Source organism: Pseudomonas benzenivorans (genome assembly GCF_033547155.1).
GTDB lineage: Bacteria > Pseudomonadota > Gammaproteobacteria > Pseudomonadales > Pseudomonadaceae > Aquipseudomonas > Aquipseudomonas benzenivorans_B.
Genome location: NZ_CP137892.1, coordinates 3245154 through 3264368 on the forward strand (window position 1 = coordinate 3245154; position 19215 = coordinate 3264368).

Below are 19215 nucleotides of genomic sequence, written 5' to 3' on the forward strand. Positions count from 1 at the left end.
ATTCTGTAGTTCGCGCAGCGGGGGCCAAGCGTTCAATCGATCACCAGGATCATGATTGTTATCGGCCTTGTTCTGCTGCAGGACTCGCCTGTTCCGACAGTGCTGCTCACCACAACCCCATGAAAACCTTCACCCCATCCTGATTACCCCGCCCGCTACGCGGGCGCCTTGCTCTGCCAATCGCCGCTGAAGCGCCGCGCATGGCACCACACCGCCCAGCAAATCCGCACCAGTTTGTTGGCCAGGGCCACCGCCGCCTTGTTGTGGCCGATCCGCGCGGCGGTCTCGATGGCCCAGCGCTGTAGCTGGGTCAGCTTCTCTGGCGTGCGCGCCTGGCAGCGCTGCGCCGCCAGCAAGGCGGCTCGGGAGCCGTGGATCAATAACGTGCGCACATAGACGTTGCCCTGCCGGCTGATGTGCCCCAGCTTGCGCCGCTCGCCGCTGCTGAACTCGCGCGGGGTCATGCCCAGCCAGGCGCTGAGCTTGCGCCCATTGGCAAAGCGTTCCGGCTGGCCGACCGCGGCTTTCAGGGCGCTGGCGGTCAGCACGCCAATGCCGCTGACCTCGTCCAGCTTGTGCACGATCTCATCCTCGGCATGCCAGCGCTGCAGTTGCTGCTCGCACTCGACCATGCACTGCTGGTAGAGGTTGATCTCGGCCAGGACGATGTGCAGTTGATGCTGCAAAGGCGCCAGTTCGGGACGCTCGATCAACTCGTTGGCCCGGCGCAGGAACGCCGCGGTCGCAGCCGGCGCCTCGATGCCGGCTTCGCGCAAGATGCCGCGCAGCAGGTTGATCCGTTGAGTGCGGCTCTTCTTCCAGGTTTCACGCAGACCGTGCAGTTGCTGCACCTGTTGTTGCTCGTGGGTTTTCACCGGCACCGGATGAATCCCCCCGCAGCGCGCCGCTTCGAGGATGGCGTCGCAATCGTTGCGGTCGGTCTTGTTGCGGCGTCGATAGGGCCGCACGTAGCGCGGATGAATCAACGTCACCCGATGCCCCAGGGACTGGACGAAGCGCCCCCAGTAGTGGGCCGTACCACAGGCCTCCATCACCCACTCGACCGCCTCGGCCTGCTCCTGTATATATCGCCGGAACGCCTCCCGGTTCAGCCGCTTGCGCTGCACCACATGGCCGGAACGGACACTCTCGGCAACTTGGTAAACGGACTTGGCCAGATCAACCGCAATACGCTTCATCACGACTCTCCCAACTATCAGCCACCACCGCAGCGGGTATAGAAGGTGGTGCGGGGAGAGTCCATTACAGCATTCAAGTCGTTCGCTCCGCTCACTTGGACGTCCAAAAGCTGCGCTTTTGGCCGCCCCTTAACCAAACGTTATGCAATCGGAGCTATCAGGTGCTGACCTTCCAAGAAGCTTTAGGCAACATTGATCAAGAAGAGACACCTTCGCTTTTATTAGCCAATGGCTTCTCTCAGGCATGGAATGCAAAAATATTCAACTACGCCAATCTTCTTGAAGCTGCAGATTTTGGCCAACGAGATGCAATAATTCGATCGTTATTCACAAATCTAAACACTTATGATTTTGAAGCGATCATGAGGCAACTGGTAGCAGCCGAGACTGTTTGCGAAGCATATGGAGTTGAACGAGAAACTATTAATCAGATAAAAGAAGATCAAGAGCATTTAAAGCAGGCATTAATTACTGCAATTTCGAACACGCATCCGCATCTTCCGCACGAAGTTACGGATGAACAATATTCCTCTGTTCGAAAATTTATCTCCGGCTTCAATCAAATTTTCACAGTCAACTACGACCTACTACTTTACTGGTCTAGAAATAAAAATGATTTGCCGCCAGAAAACTACAGAACCGACGATGGCTTTCGAGCCCAGCGGCGCTGGGAAGGACACAGTACAAACCAAGAAGTACACTTCTTGCACGGCGGGCTTCACATATACGACTCCGGCTCAAGCATAAAGAAACATGCCTTTACTGAGGCAGGAGAAACCATAATCGAGCAGGTCAGAGAAAATCTTGAACAAGGGAAATTTCCACTCTTTGTTTCCGAGCCCAGCCATGAAGGCAAGCTCAAGAAAATCGAACATAACCCTTATCTTAACTATTGCTTTCAGGAGCTAAGAAATCTCAAGGGGGCATTATTCATCTACGGTCACTCGATGGATGAAAATGACAGGCATATTTTTGCTCAGATAAAACGCAGCCAGATAAGCAAGGTTTTTGTGAGCATTTACGGCGATGAAAACAGCGAGTCAAATACAAGAGCAAGGGCAAATGCGCGTGCATACCTTCAACGACCTGGGCTCGATGTAGACTTCTTTGATGCTGCAACGGCACCCGTGTGGGCATAACAAGTGGTATATGGACTCTCCCCGCAAGCGGTGAGAAATAGCTTTTCCAACCCTGTCGTCAGCGCGGTTGCATTCGTATATCCGGCCTGTGTTGGGCGCTGTCGCCCTGGCCATTCTGTAGTTCGCGCAGCGGGGGCCAAGCGTTCAATCGATCCCTCAGATCATGATTGTTATCGGCCTTGTTCCGCTGCAGGACTCGCCTGTACCGACAGTGCTGCTGCTCACCACAACCCCATGAAAACCTTCACCCCATCCTGATTGCCCCCGCCGTCAGGCGGGCTTGGCGCTGTGCCAATCGCCGCTGAAGCGCCGCGCATGGCACCACACCGCCCAGCAAATCCGCACCAGTTTGTTGGCCAGGGCCACCGCCGCCTTGTTGTGGCCGATCCGCGCGGCGGTCTCGACGGCCCAGCGCTGTAACTGGGTCAGTTTCTCCGGTGTACGTGCCTGGCAGCGCTGCGCCGCCAGCAAGGCGGCGCGGGAGCCGTGGATCAATAACGTGCGAACATAGACGTTGCCCTGCCGGCTGATGTGCCCCAGCTTGCGCCGTTCGCCGCTACTGAACTCGCGCGGGGTCATGCCCAGCCAGGCGCTGAGCTGGCGCCCATTGGAAAAGCGGCCGGCGTCCCGGCGTTCGGGTTGGCCGACCGCGGCTTTCAGGGCGCTGGCGGTCAGCACGCCAATGCCGCTGACCTCGTCCAGCTTGTGCACGATCTCATCCTCGGCATGCCAGCGCTGCAGTTGCTGCTCGCACTCGACCATGCACTGCTGGTAGAGGTTGATCTCGGCCAGGACGATGTGCAGTTGATGCTGCAAAGGCGCCAGTTCGGGACGCTCGATCAACTCGTTGGCCCGGCGCAGGAACGCCGCGGTCGCAGCCGGCGCCTCGATGCCGGCTTCGCGCAAGATGCCGCGCAGCAGGTTGATCCGTTGAGTGCGGCTCTTCTTCCAGGTTTCACGCAGACCGTGCAGTTGCTGCACCTGTTGTTGCTCGTGGGTTTTCACCGGCACCGGATGAATTCCCCCGCAGCGCGCCGCTTCGAGGATGGCGTCGCAATCGTTGCGGTCGGTCTTGTTGCGGCGTCGATAGGGCCGCACGTAGCGCGGATGAATCAACGTCACCCGGTGACCCAGCGCCTGCACTATGCGCCCCCAGTAGTGCGCCGTGCCACAGGCCTCCATCACCCACTCGACCGCCTCGGCCTGCTCCTGTATATATCGCCGGAACGCCTCCCGGTTCAGCCGCTTGCGCTGCACCACATGGCCGGAACGGACACTCTCGGCGACTTGGTAAACGGACTTGGCCAGATCAACCGCAATACGCTTCATCACGACTCTCCCAACTATCAGCCACCACCGCTGCGGGTATAGAAGGCGGTGCAGGGAGAGTCCATTACAGCATTCAAATCGTTCGCTCCGCTCACTCGGGACGGGCTAAAGCCCGCCCCTTAACCAAACGTTAGGTACGCCATTAAAAATGAGAGTTCCACAAGAATGAAAGGGAAAATTGTTTCATGGAAGGATGATAAAGGCTTCGGCTTCATCAGTCCTGAAGGTAAAAACGAACAGGTTTTCTTCCACATCTCAAGCGTCAAAAAAGCAACTCGCAAACCTGAAGTTGGTGACGCAGTCATTTTTGAAGTAGCCAAGGACTCTCAAGGTCGCCTCAAAGCAACGCACGTGCTACTTGAAGGCGTATCACTTTCCAACTCTGGGAACTCTAAAAGAATAGTCACAGAGCCTGTCAAGAAAGATGCGCTAGATTATTTTGCTTACTTTGCTCTAGCTGTACTTCTTGCTATCTCATTAGGTCTATTCATAAAAACAGGCGCACCAGAGTCAGCCTTGGTGCCTGGTGCAATTTTTCTACTAATTATGTTCTTCATATCAAGCAGAAAGAAACAGCCTGCAAATAAATTGTTCTCATGCTCAAAGTGCCAAGCAGTCTCCAGTCACGACGAGAGAACAGTGCTTGCCTGGAATAGAGGACTGAATAGGTTATATTGCAAATCTTGTCACCAGGCATGGCTGCGCGAACGACCTAAAGAGCAACAAGAAAGCCGAAGCTCTTATTCTTCATCCAATTCAGGTTGCCTTGGTCTATTTTTGGTTATTGCGTCCGTTCCGATCATTTGCGTCGCCGGTGCAGTCACATGGTTTGTGTAAGCTAAACCTAACTAGTGGTATATGGACTCTCCCCACAAGCGGTGAGGAATAGCTTTCCCAACCCTGTCGTCAGCGCGGTTGCATGCGTATATCCGGCCTGTGTTGGGCGCTATCGCCCTGGCCATTCTGTAGTTCGCGCAGCGGGGGCCAAGCGTTCAATCGATCACCAGGATCATGATTGTTATCGGCCTTGTTCCGCTGCAGGACTCGCCTGTTCCGACAGTGCTGCTGCTCACCACAACCCCATGAAAACCTTCACCCCATCCTGATTACCCCCGCCGTCAGGCGGGCCTTGCGCTGTGCCAAGACGTTTTGCCCGCCGCCCGCCCTTGCGGCACACTAGCGCCCCCGAGCAATCGCTCGTTTTATGCCAGCAGCAGACCCCGTATGACCCGCTCCCCGTTCCGCCGCCTCGTGTTCGGCACCCTGCACCGCCTGCTGTACCTCTGGGTACGCTCGGAAACCATCAACCAGTCCGCCTTCAGCCTCAGGCTCGACCGCAGCAAGCCGGTGTTCTATGTGCTGCAACTGCCGTCGCTGAGCGACCTGGCGGTGGTCGACAGCGAGTGCCGCAAGGCCGGTCTGCCGCGCCCGGTGCTGCCGGTCAAGCTGGGCGGGCAGGAAGAGCCGGCGGCCTTCTTCTACCTGACCCCGGAGCCGGACTGGCTCGGCCGCCAGGACAAGCGCGGCAGCTCGCCGACCCTCGCGCGGCTGGTCGCGGCCCTGAGCCAGCAGGCCGTGGCGGATGTGCAGATCGTGCCGGTCAGCGTGTTCTGGGGGCAGTCGCCGGACCGCGAGACCAGCCCCTGGAAGCTGCTGTTCGCCGACAGCTGGGCGGTCACCGGGCGCCTGCGCCGGCTGGTCAGCATCCTCATGCTCGGACGCAAGACCCGGGTGCAGTTCTCCACCCCCATCCAGCTGCGCGAACTGGTGGCGCAGGACAAGGGCCACGAACGCACCCTGCGCATGGTCCAACGCATGCTGCGGGTGCATTTCCGCCAGCAGAAGGCCGCGGTGATCGGCCCGGACCTGTCGCACCGGCGCAACCTGGTCAAGGGCCTGGTACATGGCCCGCTGGTGCGCCAGGCGATCGCCGAGCAGGCCGAGCGGGAGCAGATCGCGCTGGAAAAGGCCGAGGCCCAGGCGCTGCGCTACGGCAATGAGATCGCCTCGGACTACGCCTACACGGCGATCCGCTTCCTCGAACTGGTCTTGAGCTGGTTCTGGAACAAGATCTACGACGGCATCCGGGTCAACCATATCGAAGGGGTGCAGGACATCGCCCAGGGCCACGAGGTGATCTACGTGCCCTGCCACCGCAGCCATATCGACTACCTGCTGCTGTCCTACCTGCTGTTTCGCAACGGCCTGACGCCGCCGCATATCGCCGCCGGCATCAACCTCAACATGCCGATCATCGGCAGCCTGCTGCGCCGCGGCGGCGCCTTCTTCATGCGCCGCAGCTTCAAGGGCAACCCGCTGTACACCGCGGTGTTCAACGAATACCTGCACAGCCTGTTCAGCAAGGGCTTCCCGGTCGAGTACTTCGTCGAGGGCGGGCGCTCGCGCACCGGGCGCATGCTCCAGCCCAAGACCGGCATGCTGGCCATCACCCTGCGCAGCTTCCTGCGCAACCACCGCCTGCCGGTGGTGTTCGTGCCGGTGTATATCGGCTATGAAAGAGTCCTCGAAGGCCGCACCTACCTGGGCGAGCTGCGCGGGGCGAGCAAGAAGAAGGAGTCGGTCTTCGACATCTTCAAGGTCCTGGGCGCGCTCAAGCAGCGCTTCGGCCAGGTCTGGGTGAACTTCGGCGAGCCGCTCAAGCTGGCCGAGTTCCTCGACCAGCAGCAGCCGGACTGGCGCGAGCAGGACCATGGCGCGCAGTTCCGCCCGGCCTGGCTGAACCAGGCCACCAACCGCCTGGGCGCGCGGGTGGCACAGCGGCTCAACGAGGCGGCGGCGGTCAACCCGGTCAACCTGGTGGCCCTGGCGTTGCTGTCCACCAGCAAGCTGGCCCTGGACGAACCCGCCCTGGCGCGGGTGCTGGACCTCTACCTGGCGCTGCTGCGCGCCGTGCCCTACTCGCCGCACTGCACCCTGCCGGAGGGCGATGGCCAGGCGCTGATCGACTACGTCAAGGCCATGGACCTGCTCGCCGAACAGCGCGATGCCCTGGGCAAGATCCTCTACCTGGACGAGCACAACGCGGTGCTGATGACCTACTACCGCAACAACGTGCTGCACATCTTCGCCCTGCCGGCCTTGCTGGCGAGCTTCTTCCAGAGCAGCGCGCGGATCAGCCGCGAGCAGATCCTGCGCTTCACCCGCGCCCTCTACCCCTACCTGCAGGCCGAGCTGTTTATCCGCTGGGATGTCGACGCGCTCGAGGCCGTGGTGGACCAGTGGCTGGCGGCCTTCGTCGAGCAGGGCCTGCTCAAGGTCGAGGGCGACGCCTATGTGCGTCCGGCGCCGAGTTCGCGCCAGTTCGTCCTGCTGACCCTGCTCTCGCGGGCCATCGCCCAGACCCTGCAGCGCTTCTACATGGCCATCGCCCTGCTGCTCAACGCCGGGCAGAACGTCATCAGTGCCGAGGAGCTGGAGGACCTGTGCACGGTGATGGCCCAGCGCCTGTCGATCCTCCACGGCCTCAATGCCCCGGAGTTCTTCGACAAGAGCCTGTTCCGCCACTTCATCCAGACCCTGCAGGAGCAGGGCGTGCTGCGCCAGGACGAGGCCGGCAAGCTCGGCCATCACCCCCAGCTCGGTGCCCTAGTCGAGGGTGCGGCCAGGCGCGTGCTGCCGGCCGAACTGCGTCTGTCGATCCGCCAGGTGGCGATGGACCAGGGCGAGGAGGCCCTGGAGGCCGTCTGACCCCGACTCAGGACGCGACGCGGGTCAGCCAGCGGAACAGGGCCAACTGCGCCGGCAGGTAGAACAGATACTCGGGGTGCCACTGCACCCCGATGATGGGTCGGCCATCCTCGGCCTCCACGGCCTGGACGATGTTGTCCAGATCCCAGGCGACGGCCCGCAGCCCCTCCCCCGGATCGCGGACGGCCTGGTGATGCAGGCTGTTGACGCGCAGGCGGTGCCGCGCACAGACCCGCGACAGATGGGAGTGGCCGTCGACCTGCACCTGCTTGGTCGGCAACAGGCCCGGCCGGTTGTAGGTGCGCACGCGCATCGGCCGGATGTCCTGGTGCAGATTGCCCCCCAGCACCACGTTGATCAGCTGGGCGCCGCGGCAGATGCCCAGCAGCGGAATCCCCTGCTCCAGCGCCTGTTCGATCCAGCGCATCTCCAGCTTGTCGCGCGCGGGGTCGCTGCGCACCTTGGCCGCGATGTCGCCGCCATAATGCTCCGGGCCGACATCGTCACCGCCGCCGATGATCAGCGCGCTCAGCGGCATGCCGCTGGGAGCATGAGCCACGCTGATGCGCTCGGCATCGGCACCGACCAGACGCAGCGCCCAGCGCGTCGACCACCAGGAGGGCGACCAACGCCGCGGGTTGCCGGTCACCCCCACCCGCGGTCGTTCAGCCATCGTCCGACGTACTCCAGCCAGGCCGAGCGGTTGAGGCCGAGAATCGGTCGCCAGTGCAGCAGGAAGGCCTCGGCAAGGGCCTGCAACTCATCCTCTGCAGCGGCCAAACGTTCGACCACGCACCAGAGATTCCAGGGCCTGGCCAGGGACCAGTCGGCCTTCTCGATCTGGCAGTTGGGCAGGCGGTAATGGAAGGTGGGCCGGGCCTTGACCTTAGGGTCCGCCACGGCCTGCCGCACCCGCTCGGCATCGAGCTGCGCCAGCAGCGGCAGCAGATCCATGGCCCGATTGCGGGTGGCGTTGTGCTTGAGGTAGTCGTCGAAGAGGCGCTCGCGGCTGGCCACCGGACGCTCGGCGAGCAGCCGCACGTAGGCCTCGGGATAGAGGTCGATATAGGGGCTGATCCGCCGCGACAGATCCACCCGATGGGCGTCCACCAGCCACCACTGCAACAGGGCGAAGGCGCGCAGGTAGGCGCCGATGCTGGCCGTCTCCAGATGCGGGATGTCCGGGTTGATATGCACGCCGAAGGCCGCCAGCGGCGAATTCTCCGTACCCACCGCACCGGCCTGGCGCAGGCCGCTCACCATAGCGTCCAGCCGCGCCAGCTCGCCGATGGCAATCGGCGGGCAGACCACTTCCAGCGGCACCACCAGGCTCGCCGCCTGGCTGAGCAGGTCCATCCACTCCGGACTCCCCTCCTGCGCATCCTCGACCTTGGCCGACTGGCGCTTGAGGAAGTCCCAGTCCAGTTCGATGTTGAACTTGCCCAGCCCCTCGACCCGCAGCACCCGTTCGCTCGCCGAGGTTCTCGACAGCTCGCCCCCCAGGGCGGCCTGTACCGTAGCGGCGGTCTGGTCGAGGGTCAGGCCGGTGAATTCCAGCTCGAAGCCGACCCGGCGCGGTGTACCGTCGGCCTTGCGGGTAACGGGGGGCAGCTTGAACTCGAGGTCTCGATGCATGGCATTGGCGGCCTTTACTGAGGCAAGGCTTTTCAGTAATAACCGCTGCGGCGCCCCGGCGCAAACCTCAGCCCGGCACCGCTGCCGCCAGCCCACAGCCTGACGCCCCGCAACACGCGGGTTTGCGCAGGCTCGACGCTCCGCTAAGCTCGACCCACGACTTCTACATAAGGAACGCCCCATGTTGCGCCTCTCCACACTGGTCGCCGGCCTGGCCCTGTCCGCCAGCGCCTTCGCCCTGTCGCTCGCCAACCTGACCCAGCAGGACGCCAGCGGCGGCCTCAAGGATGCACTGATCCAGGGCGCCCAGGTGGCGGTCAAGCAACTGGGCGCCCCCGGCGGTTTCAGCGACGACCCGGCGGTGCGCATCGAGCTGCCGGGCAACCTCGGCAAGGCGGCCAAGACCATGAAGCTGATGGGCATGGGCAGCCAGGTCGAGGCGCTGGAGCTGAGCATGAACCGCGCCGCCGAGGCCGCCGTGCCCGAGGCCCAGGCCTTGCTGGTGGACGCGGTGAAGAAGATGACCGTGGAGGATGCCAAGGGCATTCTCGGCGGCCCGCAGGACTCGGCCACCCAGTACCTGGACCGCAGCAGCCGCGAGCAGATCCGTGCCCGCTTCCTGCCGATCGTCAAGCAGGCCACCGACCGGGTCGGCCTGGCCCAGCAGTACAACGCCTTCGCCGGCCAGGCGGCGAACTTCGGCATGCTCGAGGCGAAAAACGCCAGCATCGAAGGCTATGTCGCCGAACAGGCGCTCGACGGCCTGTTCGCCATGATCGCCCAGCAGGAAGCCAGCATCCGCCAGAACCCCGCCGGCGCGGCCACCAGCCTGGCGAAGAAGGTCTTCGGCGCACTGTAGCCTGGTCCTGCGACCACCATCGGGCCCGGACCTTGCCGGGCCTGTTGGCGCCCGCCGCGGCCAGACCAGCAAGTCGCGCAGCCGAGCCCGATGCCCGGCCTGGCGCCCCTGGGCCGACGTGCGACGGCGCAGCCCCGTGCGATACATCTTTCCCACCCACTCATCTAGGAGTCTCAATGAACATTTCCCGCTATGAAACCGGCGCCCGCATGAGCCGCGTCGTCGTGCACAACCACACCGCCTACCTGTGCGGTCAGGTGGCCGAGGACCGCAGCGCCGGGATCGCCGAGCAAACCCGCACCATGCTGGCCAAGGTCGACGCGCTGCTGGAATCGGTCGGTAGCAGCCGCGAACAGATCCTCTCCGCCACCCTCTACCTGAAGGACATGGCCCTGTTCGCCGAGATGAACAGCGTGTGGGACAACTGGGTACCGGCGGGCCATGCCCCGGCGCGCGCCTGTGTCGAGGCCTCGATGGCCAGCCCGGAACTCTTGGTGGAGATCTCGGTAATCGCCGCCGTTTCCCCCTGATACGCCCCCCTTTCCCGCCGTAGCCAAGGCGGCGCGAAAACCCAGCCCGGCGCTCGCCGGGCTTTTTACTGCGCCCATGGCTGACCTGAAATCACCCATGGCCTGAACAGGCATCCTTTGCCAGGCGCCCCGCTGCTGCGTCTAATAGGGCCACCACCGGGATCGTCCAGGTGGCCCCTGCCCTCTCCGGAGTCTTCTCGATGAGTCCACTCATGCCCTTCGGCAAACCCCTCGCCACCTGGTGCCAGGACTACCCGTTGATCGCCCGGCTGGTCGCGCTGCAGCCGCTCAGCTGGTTCAACCCGGGGATCGCCCCCGTGGCCGAGGCCCTGGGCGATGTCGGTCTGAGCCGGGCCGACGTAGATGATGCCAGCGCACGCCTGGCCCGCTTCGCCCCCTATATCGCCCAGGCCTTCCCCGAGACCGCGGCCAGCGGCGGCATCATCGAGTCGCCGCTGGTCCCGGTGGCGCAATTGCAGGCGGCCCTGGCCGCGCGTTACGGCCTGACGCTGCACGGCTCGCTGTGGCTCAAGCAGGACAGCCATCTGCCGATCTCCGGCTCGATCAAGGCCCGCGGCGGCATCTACGAGGTGCTCAAGCACGCCGAAGACCTGGCCCTGGGCGCCGGCCTGCTGCGCCTGGAGGGCGACTACCGGGCACTCGACGGCGAGGCGGCCCGGGCCCTGTTCGGCCGCCACCGGATCGCCGTCGGCTCCACCGGCAATCTCGGCCTGTCGATCGGCATCATGGCCGCGCGCCTGGGCTTCCAGGCCACCGTGCACATGTCGGCCGACGCCCGCCAGTGGAAGAAGGACAAACTGCGCGCCCACGGCGTCAGCGTGGTCGAGTACGCAAGCGACTATGGCGTGGCGGTGGCCGAGGGGCGGCGCCAGGCCGAGGCCGATCCGCTCTGCCACTTCGTCGACGACGAGAACTCCCCGGACCTGTTCCTCGGCTATGCGGTGGCCGCCGAACGGCTCAAGCAGCAGCTGCATGCCGCCGGCGTCCGCGTCGACGCCGAGCACCCGCTGTTCGTCTACCTGCCCTGCGGCGTCGGCGGCGGCCCCGGCGGGGTGGCCTTCGGCCTCAAGCTGGCGTTCGGCGATGCGGTGCGCTGCCTGTTCGCCGAGCCGACCCACTCGCCCTGCATGCTGCTCGGGGTGCATACCGGCCTGCACGAGGCGGTAGCGGTGCAGGACTTCGGCATCGACAACCGCACCGCCGCCGACGGCCTGGCGGTCGGCCGCCCGTCCGGCTTCGTCGGCCGCGCCATGCAGCGGCTGATCGACGGCTACTACACGGTCGACGACGAGGAGCTGTTCCGCCTGCTGGCGCTGCTGGAAGAGCGCGAGGGCCTGCGCCTGGAGCCCTCGGCACTGGCCGGGGTGCCGGGCATCGCCCGGGTGCTGGACGAGCGCCAGGGCTATCGCCCGCGCCTGGACCTGACGCCGGAGCGGCTGGCCCGGGCGACCCATCTGGTGTGGGCCACCGGCGGCAACATGGTGCCCGAGGCGGAGATGGCCGCCTACCTGGACCAGGGCCGGGCGCTGCTGCAGGCCGAACGCGCCTGAGCGCCCAGACTGCCGCCCCACCACGAGGACGCCGCCATGCTGAACCTGCCACCGCGCCTCGGCGCCGGGCTCAACAGCAGCCAGTTCGCCAACCTCTACACCTTTCAGGCCGCGGCCCGCCACCTGAGCTTCGCCCGTGCCGCCGAGGAGCTGTGCCTGACCCCGAGCGCCGTCAGCCACCGCATCGCCCGCCTGGAGCGCGGCCTGGGCCTGCAACTGTTCCAGCGCCTGCCGCGGCAGATCCGCCTGACCGAGGACGGCCAACGCATCTTCGCCATTCTCCAGGCGGCTTTGGACGAGTTGCGCGAGGCCCTGCAGCATGGCCCCGGCGCCGAAGTCGCCGGGCCGCTGGCACTCTATGTGCGCCCCTCCCTCGCCGAGTGCTGGCTGGTGCCGCGCCTGGCCGAGTTCACTCAGCGCTACCCGGCGATCACCCTGGATATCCGGGTGGGCAACGCCCGCATCGACTTCCGCACCCAGCACCTCGACCTGGCCCTGTACTACAGCCGGGACGAGTTCCCCGGCCTGGTCTCCACGCGGCTGCTGGAGGAGTGGCTCGCCCCGGTGTGCAGCCCGGCCTACGCCCGCCAGCACGGCCTGCTGGAGGACCCAAGCAACCTGCGCCACTGCACCCTGCTGCACGATGCCCTGGCCTGGGACAACGCCGCCTGCGACGCCGAGTGGCAACTGTGGGCCGCACAGCAGAGGCCGGCGCTCGAACTGCCGCGACGCAGCCTCAGCTTCGATCGCTCCGACCTCTGCGCCCTGGCTGCCAGCCACCATGCCGGCATCGCCATGGGCCGCTACCAGTTGGTGCGCGAGCGCATCGCCCGGGGCGAGCTGCTGCTGCCGCTCGGCGGCTTCTCCCCGGTCGGGGGTTGCGCCTATTACCTGGTTCACCCGGCGCACGAGCCGCTGCCCCTGCGTCTGCAGCTGTTCATCGACTGGTTGCAGCAATGCGCGGCCGAGGGCGCCGAGCCAGACTGGACGCCGCCGTGACGCGGCAAGAAAAAAGCCCGGTCGGATGACCGGGCTTTCAGTCATGGCACTCAGCGCGCCGGCTTGACCCTGAACCAAGCCGCGTAGAGCGCCGGCAGGAACAGCAGGGTCAGGGCCGTGGCGACGATCAGGCCGCCCATGATGGCCACCGCCATCGGCCCGAAGAAGATGCTGCGCGACAGCGGGATCATCGCCAGCACCGCCGCCAGGGCGGTCAGCACGATGGGCCTGAAGCGCCGCACCGTGGCCTCGATGATCGCCTGCCAGCGGTCCAGGCCGGCGGCGATGTCCTGCTCGATCTGGTCCACCAGGATCACCGAGTTGCGCATGATCATCCCGGACAGGGCGATGGTGCCGAGCATGGCGACGAAGCCGAAGGGCTGGCGGAAAATCAGCAGGAACAGGGTCACGCCGATCAGCCCCAGGGGCGCGGTGAGGAACACCATGGCCGAACGCGAGAAGCTCTTGAGCTGCAGCATCAGCAGGGTCAGCACCACCACGATGAACAGCGGCACCCCGGCGTTCACCGATTTCTGCCCGCGGGCCGAGTCCTCCACGGTGCCACCGACGTCCAGCAGGTAGCCGTCCGGCAGCGTGGCGCGGATCGGCTCCAGGGTCGGCAGGATCTGCTTGACCAGGGTCACCGGCTGCTCCTGGCCGTAGATGTCGGCGCGCACGGTGACGGTCGGCAGGCGATTGCGATGCCAGATCACCCCCTCCTCGAAGCCGTACTCGAGCAGGGCGATCTGCGCCAGGGGCACGCGCTGGCCGCTGTCGGTCGGCACCGCCAGACTCGGCAGCAGGCCCAGTTGCTGGCGCTCGCTCGGGGTGCCGCGCAGGAGGATCTCGATCAGCTCGTTGCCTTCGCGGTAGTGGCTGACCGGCGCGCCGGTCAACGAACTCTGCAGGAAACGCGACAGATCGGCGGTACTCACCCCCATGGCCCGGGCACGCTCCTGATCGATGTTCAGGCGCACCACCTTGCTCGGTTCCTCCCAGTCCAGGTGCACGTTGACCACATGGGGGTTGTCGCGCACCTTGTCCGCCACCTGACGGGCCAGGGCACGGACCTCGTCGATGTGCTCGCCGGACACCCGGAACTGCACCGGATAGCCCACCGGCGGACCGTTCTCCAGGCGCGAGATACGCGTGCGCAGGCTGGGGAACTCCTGGCCCAGGGTGTCGATCAGCCAGCTGCGGATGCGCTCGCGGTCCTCGATGCTCTTGGTCAGCACCACGAACTGGGCGAAGCTGGCCGCCGGCAGCTGCTGGTCCAGCGGCAGGTAGAAGCGCGGCGAACCGGTGCCGACATAGGCCACGTAGTTGTCGATGCCCTCGCGCTCGGCGAGCAGCTGCTCGAGGCGCTTGACCTGGGCCTCGGTGGCGCTCAGCGAGGCGCCCTCGCCCAGCTTGAGGTCGACCATCAGCTCCAGACGCCCGGAGGCCGGGAAGAACTGCTGGGGCACGAAGCGGAACAGCGCGATGGACGCGACGAACAGGGCCAGGGTCAGCAGGATCACCGTCTTGCGCCGGCGCACGCACCAACTCACCACCCGCCTTACGCGCTGGTAGAAGGGCGTGGCGTAGGGATCGTGGCCCTGGTCGCTGCCGCCGTGCTTGGCCGCATGCAGCTTGGCCAGGTCCGGCAGCAGCTTGGCGCCCAGGTAGGGCACGAAGACCACCGCCGCGATCCAGGACACCACCAGGGCGATGGTCACCACCTGGAAGATCGAGCGGGTGTACTCGCCGGTGCCGGACTGGGCGGTGGCGATCGGCAGGAAGCCGGCGGCGGTGATCAGGGTGCCGGTGAGCATGGGAAAGGCCGTGCTGCTCCAGGCGTAGCTGGCCGCCTTGAGGCGGTCGTAGCCCTGCTCCATCTTGATCGCCATCATTTCCACCGCGATGATCGCGTCGTCCACCAAGAGGCCCAGGGCCAGTACCAGGGCACCGAGGGAAATCTTGTGCAGGCCGATGTCCAGGTAGTACATGGCGGCGAAGGTCATCGCCAGCACCAGGGGAATCGACAGCGCCACCACCAGGCCGGTGCGCAGGCCCAGGGAGAAGAAGCTCACCAGCAGCACGATGATCAGCGCCTCGGTGAGCACCTGGACGAACTCGCCCACGCCGGTCTTCACCGCGGCCGGCTGATCGGACACCTTGCGCAGCTGCATGCCGGCCGGCAGGGTTTCCTGCAGGCGGGCGAACTCGTGCTCCAGGGCCTGGCCCAGCACCAGGATGTCGCCGCCGCTCTTCATCGACACCGCCAGGCCGATGGCGTCCTCGCCCATGAAGCGCATGCGCGGCGCCGGCGGGTCGTTGAAGCCGCGCTTGACCTCGGCCACGTCGCCGATGCGGAAGGTGCGCTCGGCCACGCGGATGGGGAAGTCGCGAATCTGCTCGACGGTCTCGAAACGCCCGCTCACGCGCAGCTGCACCCGGTCGCTGGCGGTCTCGAAGAAACCGGCGGTGCTCACCGCGTTCTGCTCGTCCAGCGCCTGCTGCACCATGCCCAGGGGCAGGCCGAGGGTGGCCAGTTTGGTGTTGGACAGCTCGATCCAGATCTTCTCGTCCTGCAGGCCGAGCAGCTCCACCTTGCCCACGTCCTTGACCCGCTGCAGCTGCAGCTGGATGCGATCGGCATAGTCCTTGAGCACGGCGTAGTCGAAGCCCTCGCCGGTCAGCGCATAGATGTTGCCGAAGGTGGTGCCGAACTCGTCGTTGAAGAAGGGCCCCTGGATGCCCTGGGGCAGGGTATGGCGAATGTCGCCGACCTTCTTGCGCACCTGGTACCAGATGTCGGGAATGTCCTTGGAGCGGATGTCGTCTCGGGTGACGAAGGTCACCGAGGATTCGCCGGGGCGGGAGAAGGAGACGATCTTGTCGTACTGACCGGTCTCCATCAGCTTCTTCTCGATGCGTTCGGTGACCTGGCGCGAGACCTCCTCGGCGGTCGCCCCCGGCCAGTTGGTGCGGATCACCATGGCCTTGAAGGTGAAGGGCGGGTCTTCGCTCTGCCCCAGCTTGGTGTAGGAGATGCCGCCGACTATCGCCAGCAGCAGCATGATGTAGAGGACGATCTGGCGGTTGTGCAACGCCCAGGCGGAGAGGTTGAAACCCATGGGGACTACTCCTTGGCCGCCAGCTTGACCGCGCGGTTGTCACTGTCCACCGGGCGCACCTGCTGGCCCTCGCGCAGTACCTGCACGCCGGCGGCCACCACCCAGTCGTCGGCACTCAGGCCTTCGAGCACCGGCACGCTGGTCTCGCCGTAGGCGCCGATGCGCACCAGGGTGCGCTTGAGAGTGGCGTCTGCCGGGTCGACCACCCAGACGAAGGGCCGCCCCTGCTCGGCGCTCAGCGCCGACAGCGGCACCGCCAGCGGCACCTCGCCGTCATGGGCGATGAACACCCGGGCACTCTGCCCCAGCTCGGCCGGCACCTTGCCCTGGGTGAAGGCCACCCGGGCGGCGAAGGTGCGCGACTGCGGGTCGGCCGCCGGCGCCATCTCGCGGATGCGCCCGGGGAAACGCTGGTCCGGCTGCGACCACAGTTCGACCTGCACCGGCTGGCCGACCTGGAAGCGCTCGAAGGCCTGCTCCGGCAGGCTGATCAGCACCTCGCGCTCGCCGTCGACGGCCAGGGTGAACACGCTCTGGCCGGCCGCCACCACCTGGCCCACCTCGACCATGCGCCGGGCGATCACGCCGGCCTGGGACGCGCGCAGCACCGCGTAGCCGGCCTGGTTCCTGGCCACGTCGAACTCGGCCTTGACCTGCTTGAGACGGGCCTCGCCCGAGCGGAAGGTGTTCTCCGCGTTGTCGTACTGCGAGCGGCTGACCAGCTGGCGCGCCAGCAGCTTCCGGTAGCGGTCGCGCTCGGCGCGCACCAGCTGCAGGTTGGCCTCGGCCGCGGCGACCTGGGCGCGCATGGCCTCCAGCTGCAGGCGCACGTCCTGGGGGTCCAGCTCGGCCAGCGGCTGATCCTTGCGCACCTGATCGCCGACCTCGACCAGACGCTTGGTCACCTTGCCGCCGATGCGGAAGGCCAGCTCCGGTTCGAGGCGCGCGCGCACCTCGCCGGGGTAGCTGTCCGTCAGTTCGGCGGCCAGTTGTGGCTGGATCACCAGGGCCGGACGGATGGCCGGCGTCACCGGCTCGCCATTGCCACAGGCGGCGAGCAGAGCGATTAGACTGGCGGGCACTGTAACGGACAGGACATGACGCAACATGATCGAAGACCTTTCGCCAAGGTTTGGAATATTTGTACTGCCGGGTATAGTAAAAATAGCAAACTCGCCAGTCCAGTATTAAAAGCCACCGATGCCTAAGCAAATGTTGCCGCCCAGCGGCCCCGGCCGCCCGAAAGACCCCGCCAAGCGTCAGGCCATCCTCGATGCGGCGAAAACTCTGTTCCTCAGCAAGGGCTACGACGGCAGCAGCATGGACGCCATCGCCGCCGAGGCCGGGGTATCGAAGCTGACGGTGTACAGCCACTTCACCGACAAGGAGACGCTGTTTTCCGCGGCGATCAAGGCCAAGTGCCAGGAGCAGCTGCCCGAGCTGCTGTTCGAATTGGTGGACGACGCGCCGCTCGACCGCGTGCTGCTGAACATCGCCCGCGGCTTCCATCGCCTGATCAACAGCCGCGAATCGGTCGAGCTGCACCGGGTGATGGTCAGCCTGGGCGCCCAGGACCCCAAGCTGTCGCGGATCTTCTACGAGGCCGGGCCGCAGCGCGTGCTGCAGGAGATGGAGCACCTGCTGCGCCAGGCCGACCGCACCGGCAAGCTGCGTATAGACGACCCGCAGGAGGCGGCCGACCAGTTCTTCTGCCTGGTCAAGGGCGGTGCCAACTTCCGCCTGTTGATCGGCTGCGGCGAACCGCAGCAGGGGGCCGCCGCCGAAGCGCACATCGCCAAGGTGGTGGCGCTGTTCATGCGCGCCTACCGGCCTGACTAGTCAGCCCTTGCCCAGGGCCTTCTTCGGGTAGATGTCGTAGCGGCTGGACTTGCCCTCCAGGGCATAGCCGGGCTTGGCGCCCTCGATGACCGGCGCCTTGCGCGGGCGCTTGACCACCACCCGGTGGCTGGCCAGCGCCAGTGCCGCGGCGAGCAGCGCCGGGGCATCCAGGTCGTCGCCGACGAAGGGGCGGAACAGGCGCATCTCCTTCTTCACCAGGGCGCTCTTGTCGCGGTGGGGGAACATCGGGTCGAGGTAGATCACCTGGGGCGGCTCTCCCGTCCAGGCCCCCATCAGTTCGATGGCGTTGCCGTGCAACAGCTGCATGCGCGCGACGATCGACGCCACCTCGGCATCGGCGGCGGCGCGCGCCAGGCCGTCCTCGAGCAGGGCGGCGATCAGCGGCTGGCGCTCGATCAGGGTCACCGCGCAGCCCAGGCTGGCCAGGACGAAGGCGTCGCGGCCCAGCCCGGCGGTGGCATCCAGCACCCGCGGGCGCACGCCCTGCTGCAGGCCCACGGCCTTGGCGATCATCTGCCCGCTGCCGCCGCCGAACTGGCGACGATGGGCCAGGGCGCCTGCGACGAAGTCCACCCGCACCGGCCCGGGCGCCTGCGGTCCCAGCTCGGCCAACTGCAACCCCGCCTCGCCCAGCTGCAGGGCGAATTGCGCCTCGCCGTCCCGGGGCAGGCCGAGGCGCGCGGCCCAGGTCGCGGCGGCCCCGTCCAGATGAGCGGCCAGGGCCTCCATGCGAATGCGGGCGATGGGCTGTTCGTCACTCATGGGCAATCTCGCTCGATAGCGTTCAACTCGACCGCGCGGCGGCCGATAACCAATTGGGCCCGGCATTCTGCCAGACCCGCCTCCGTCCAGCCGCACCGAGTTGTCCATGATCAACGGCCTTGCCCCACTCCCCCCCTCGTCCGTCGCCGGCGGAACGCTGCCGGCGCCGAGCAGCGAGGCGGAAATACGCGGTTATCTGGACTTCCAACTGCTGCTCAGCCGCCTGCTGCCCGGACCACTGGCAGCACAGGCCCGGGACAGCGCCGACAGCGAGCCGCCGCCGTTCCCCGACGGCATCGAGCCGGACCCGGAGCATGGGCAGCTCATCGCCCGCCTGCAGCTGGAACTGGGCGAGCACCTGCAGGCCCACCCCGAGCGCGTCGAGCCTCTGAGGCTGGCCATGCTCGCAGACGCCTGCGAGGCCTTCAGCCGGGTCATGCCGGCGGCGCAGTTGCCGCAACTGCCGGCGCTCACGCCCTAAGCCCCGCTCCGCTGATTGGCCGGC

General features: G+C 65.7%; 16 protein-coding genes. 9 read left to right on the top strand and 7 right to left on the bottom strand.

Annotated features, from left to right (window positions below):
* Window positions 1-155: 155 nt before the first annotated feature.
* A complete protein-coding gene (locus SBP02_RS14995; protein WP_318642910.1) occupies window positions 156-1199 on the bottom strand; it encodes an IS110 family RNA-guided transposase in 1044 nt (347 codons plus the stop codon).
* Window positions 1200-1360: 161 nt separating this feature from the next.
* Between SBP02_RS14995 and SBP02_RS15000 the strand changes: the two genes are divergently transcribed.
* Window positions 1361-2338, top strand: a complete 978-nt coding sequence (locus SBP02_RS15000; protein WP_318642911.1) for a DUF4917 family protein — start codon at window positions 1361-1363, stop codon at window positions 2336-2338.
* Window positions 2339-2608: 270 nt separating this feature from the next.
* Here SBP02_RS15000 and SBP02_RS15005 read toward each other — a convergent pair whose 3' ends face one another.
* Window positions 2609-3667 (bottom strand): IS110 family RNA-guided transposase, encoded by a 1059-nt coding sequence (locus tag SBP02_RS15005; RefSeq protein ID WP_318642912.1) that lies wholly within the window; start codon window positions 3665-3667, stop codon window positions 2609-2611.
* A gap of 165 nt (window positions 3668-3832) precedes the next feature.
* On the opposite strand from SBP02_RS15005, the gene SBP02_RS15010 reads away from it, so the two are divergent.
* Both SBP02_RS15010 and plsB read left to right on the top strand, forming a co-directional pair.
* The gene (locus SBP02_RS15010; RefSeq protein WP_318642913.1) at window positions 3833-4504 is read left to right on the top strand and encodes a cold shock domain-containing protein; all 672 of its coding nucleotides are present in this window, start codon (window positions 3833-3835) and stop codon (window positions 4502-4504) included.
* Between the two features lie 387 nt (window positions 4505-4891).
* On the top strand, window positions 4892-7375 hold the full coding sequence (gene plsB / locus SBP02_RS15015) for a glycerol-3-phosphate 1-O-acyltransferase PlsB (RefSeq protein ID WP_318642914.1): 2484 nt from the start codon (window positions 4892-4894) through the stop codon (window positions 7373-7375).
* A 7-nt stretch (window positions 7376-7382) separates the two neighbouring features.
* Here the strand turns inward: plsB and SBP02_RS15020 are convergent, their stop codons facing one another.
* Window positions 7383-8048: a gamma-glutamyl-gamma-aminobutyrate hydrolase family protein gene (locus SBP02_RS15020; RefSeq protein WP_318642915.1), complete on the bottom strand. Its 666-nt coding sequence runs from the start codon at window positions 8046-8048 to the stop codon at window positions 7383-7385.
* Entirely contained in the window at window positions 8021-9010 is a 990-nt protein-coding gene (locus tag SBP02_RS15025; RefSeq protein ID WP_318642916.1) for an amidoligase family protein, read from the bottom strand. Before SBP02_RS15025 ends, SBP02_RS15020 begins: the two co-directional genes overlap by 28 nt.
* 181 nt (window positions 9011-9191) lie before the next feature.
* On the opposite strand from SBP02_RS15025, the gene SBP02_RS15030 reads away from it, so the two are divergent.
* From SBP02_RS15030 to dsdC, 4 genes are all read left to right on the top strand, one after another.
* The gene (locus SBP02_RS15030; RefSeq protein ID WP_318642917.1) at window positions 9192-9869 is read left to right on the top strand and encodes a DUF4197 domain-containing protein; all 678 of its coding nucleotides are present in this window, start codon (window positions 9192-9194) and stop codon (window positions 9867-9869) included.
* Between the two features lie 176 nt (window positions 9870-10045).
* Window positions 10046-10399 carry a RidA family protein gene (locus tag SBP02_RS15035; protein WP_318642918.1) on the top strand — a complete coding sequence of 118 codons (354 nt, stop codon included), beginning with the start codon at window positions 10046-10048 and terminating at the stop codon, window positions 10397-10399.
* Between the two features lie 212 nt (window positions 10400-10611).
* Window positions 10612-11970, top strand: a complete 1359-nt coding sequence (gene dsdA, locus SBP02_RS15040; protein WP_318646351.1) for a D-serine ammonia-lyase — start codon at window positions 10612-10614, stop codon at window positions 11968-11970.
* A gap of 36 nt (window positions 11971-12006) precedes the next feature.
* Entirely contained in the window at window positions 12007-12969 is a 963-nt protein-coding gene (gene dsdC, locus SBP02_RS15045) for a DNA-binding transcriptional regulator DsdC (RefSeq protein ID WP_318642919.1), read from the top strand.
* Between the two features lie 50 nt (window positions 12970-13019).
* Here dsdC and SBP02_RS15050 read toward each other — a convergent pair whose 3' ends face one another.
* Together SBP02_RS15050 and SBP02_RS15055 are read right to left on the bottom strand one after the other, a co-directional pair.
* On the bottom strand, window positions 13020-16088 hold the full coding sequence (locus SBP02_RS15050; RefSeq protein WP_318642920.1) for an efflux RND transporter permease subunit: 3069 nt from the start codon (window positions 16086-16088) through the stop codon (window positions 13020-13022).
* A 5-nt stretch (window positions 16089-16093) separates the two neighbouring features.
* Window positions 16094-17197, bottom strand: coding sequence for an efflux RND transporter periplasmic adaptor subunit (locus SBP02_RS15055; protein ID WP_318642921.1), 1104 nt, complete (start codon window positions 17195-17197; stop codon window positions 16094-16096).
* A 91-nt stretch (window positions 17198-17288) separates the two neighbouring features.
* Between SBP02_RS15055 and SBP02_RS15060 the strand changes: the two genes are divergently transcribed.
* Complete coding sequence (locus SBP02_RS15060) at window positions 17289-17927, top strand: TetR/AcrR family transcriptional regulator (RefSeq protein WP_318642922.1); 639 nt, start codon at window positions 17289-17291, stop codon at window positions 17925-17927.
* Here SBP02_RS15060 and SBP02_RS15065 read toward each other — a convergent pair whose 3' ends face one another.
* Window positions 17928-18677, bottom strand: coding sequence for a class I SAM-dependent methyltransferase (locus SBP02_RS15065; RefSeq protein WP_369960448.1), 750 nt, complete (start codon window positions 18675-18677; stop codon window positions 17928-17930).
* Window positions 18678-18816: 139 nt separating this feature from the next.
* Here SBP02_RS15065 and SBP02_RS15070 point away from each other — a divergent pair, with 139 nt between their 5' ends.
* A complete protein-coding gene (locus SBP02_RS15070) occupies window positions 18817-19191 on the top strand; it encodes a hypothetical protein (RefSeq protein ID WP_318642924.1) in 375 nt (124 codons plus the stop codon).
* Window positions 19192-19215 lie beyond the last annotated feature (24 nt).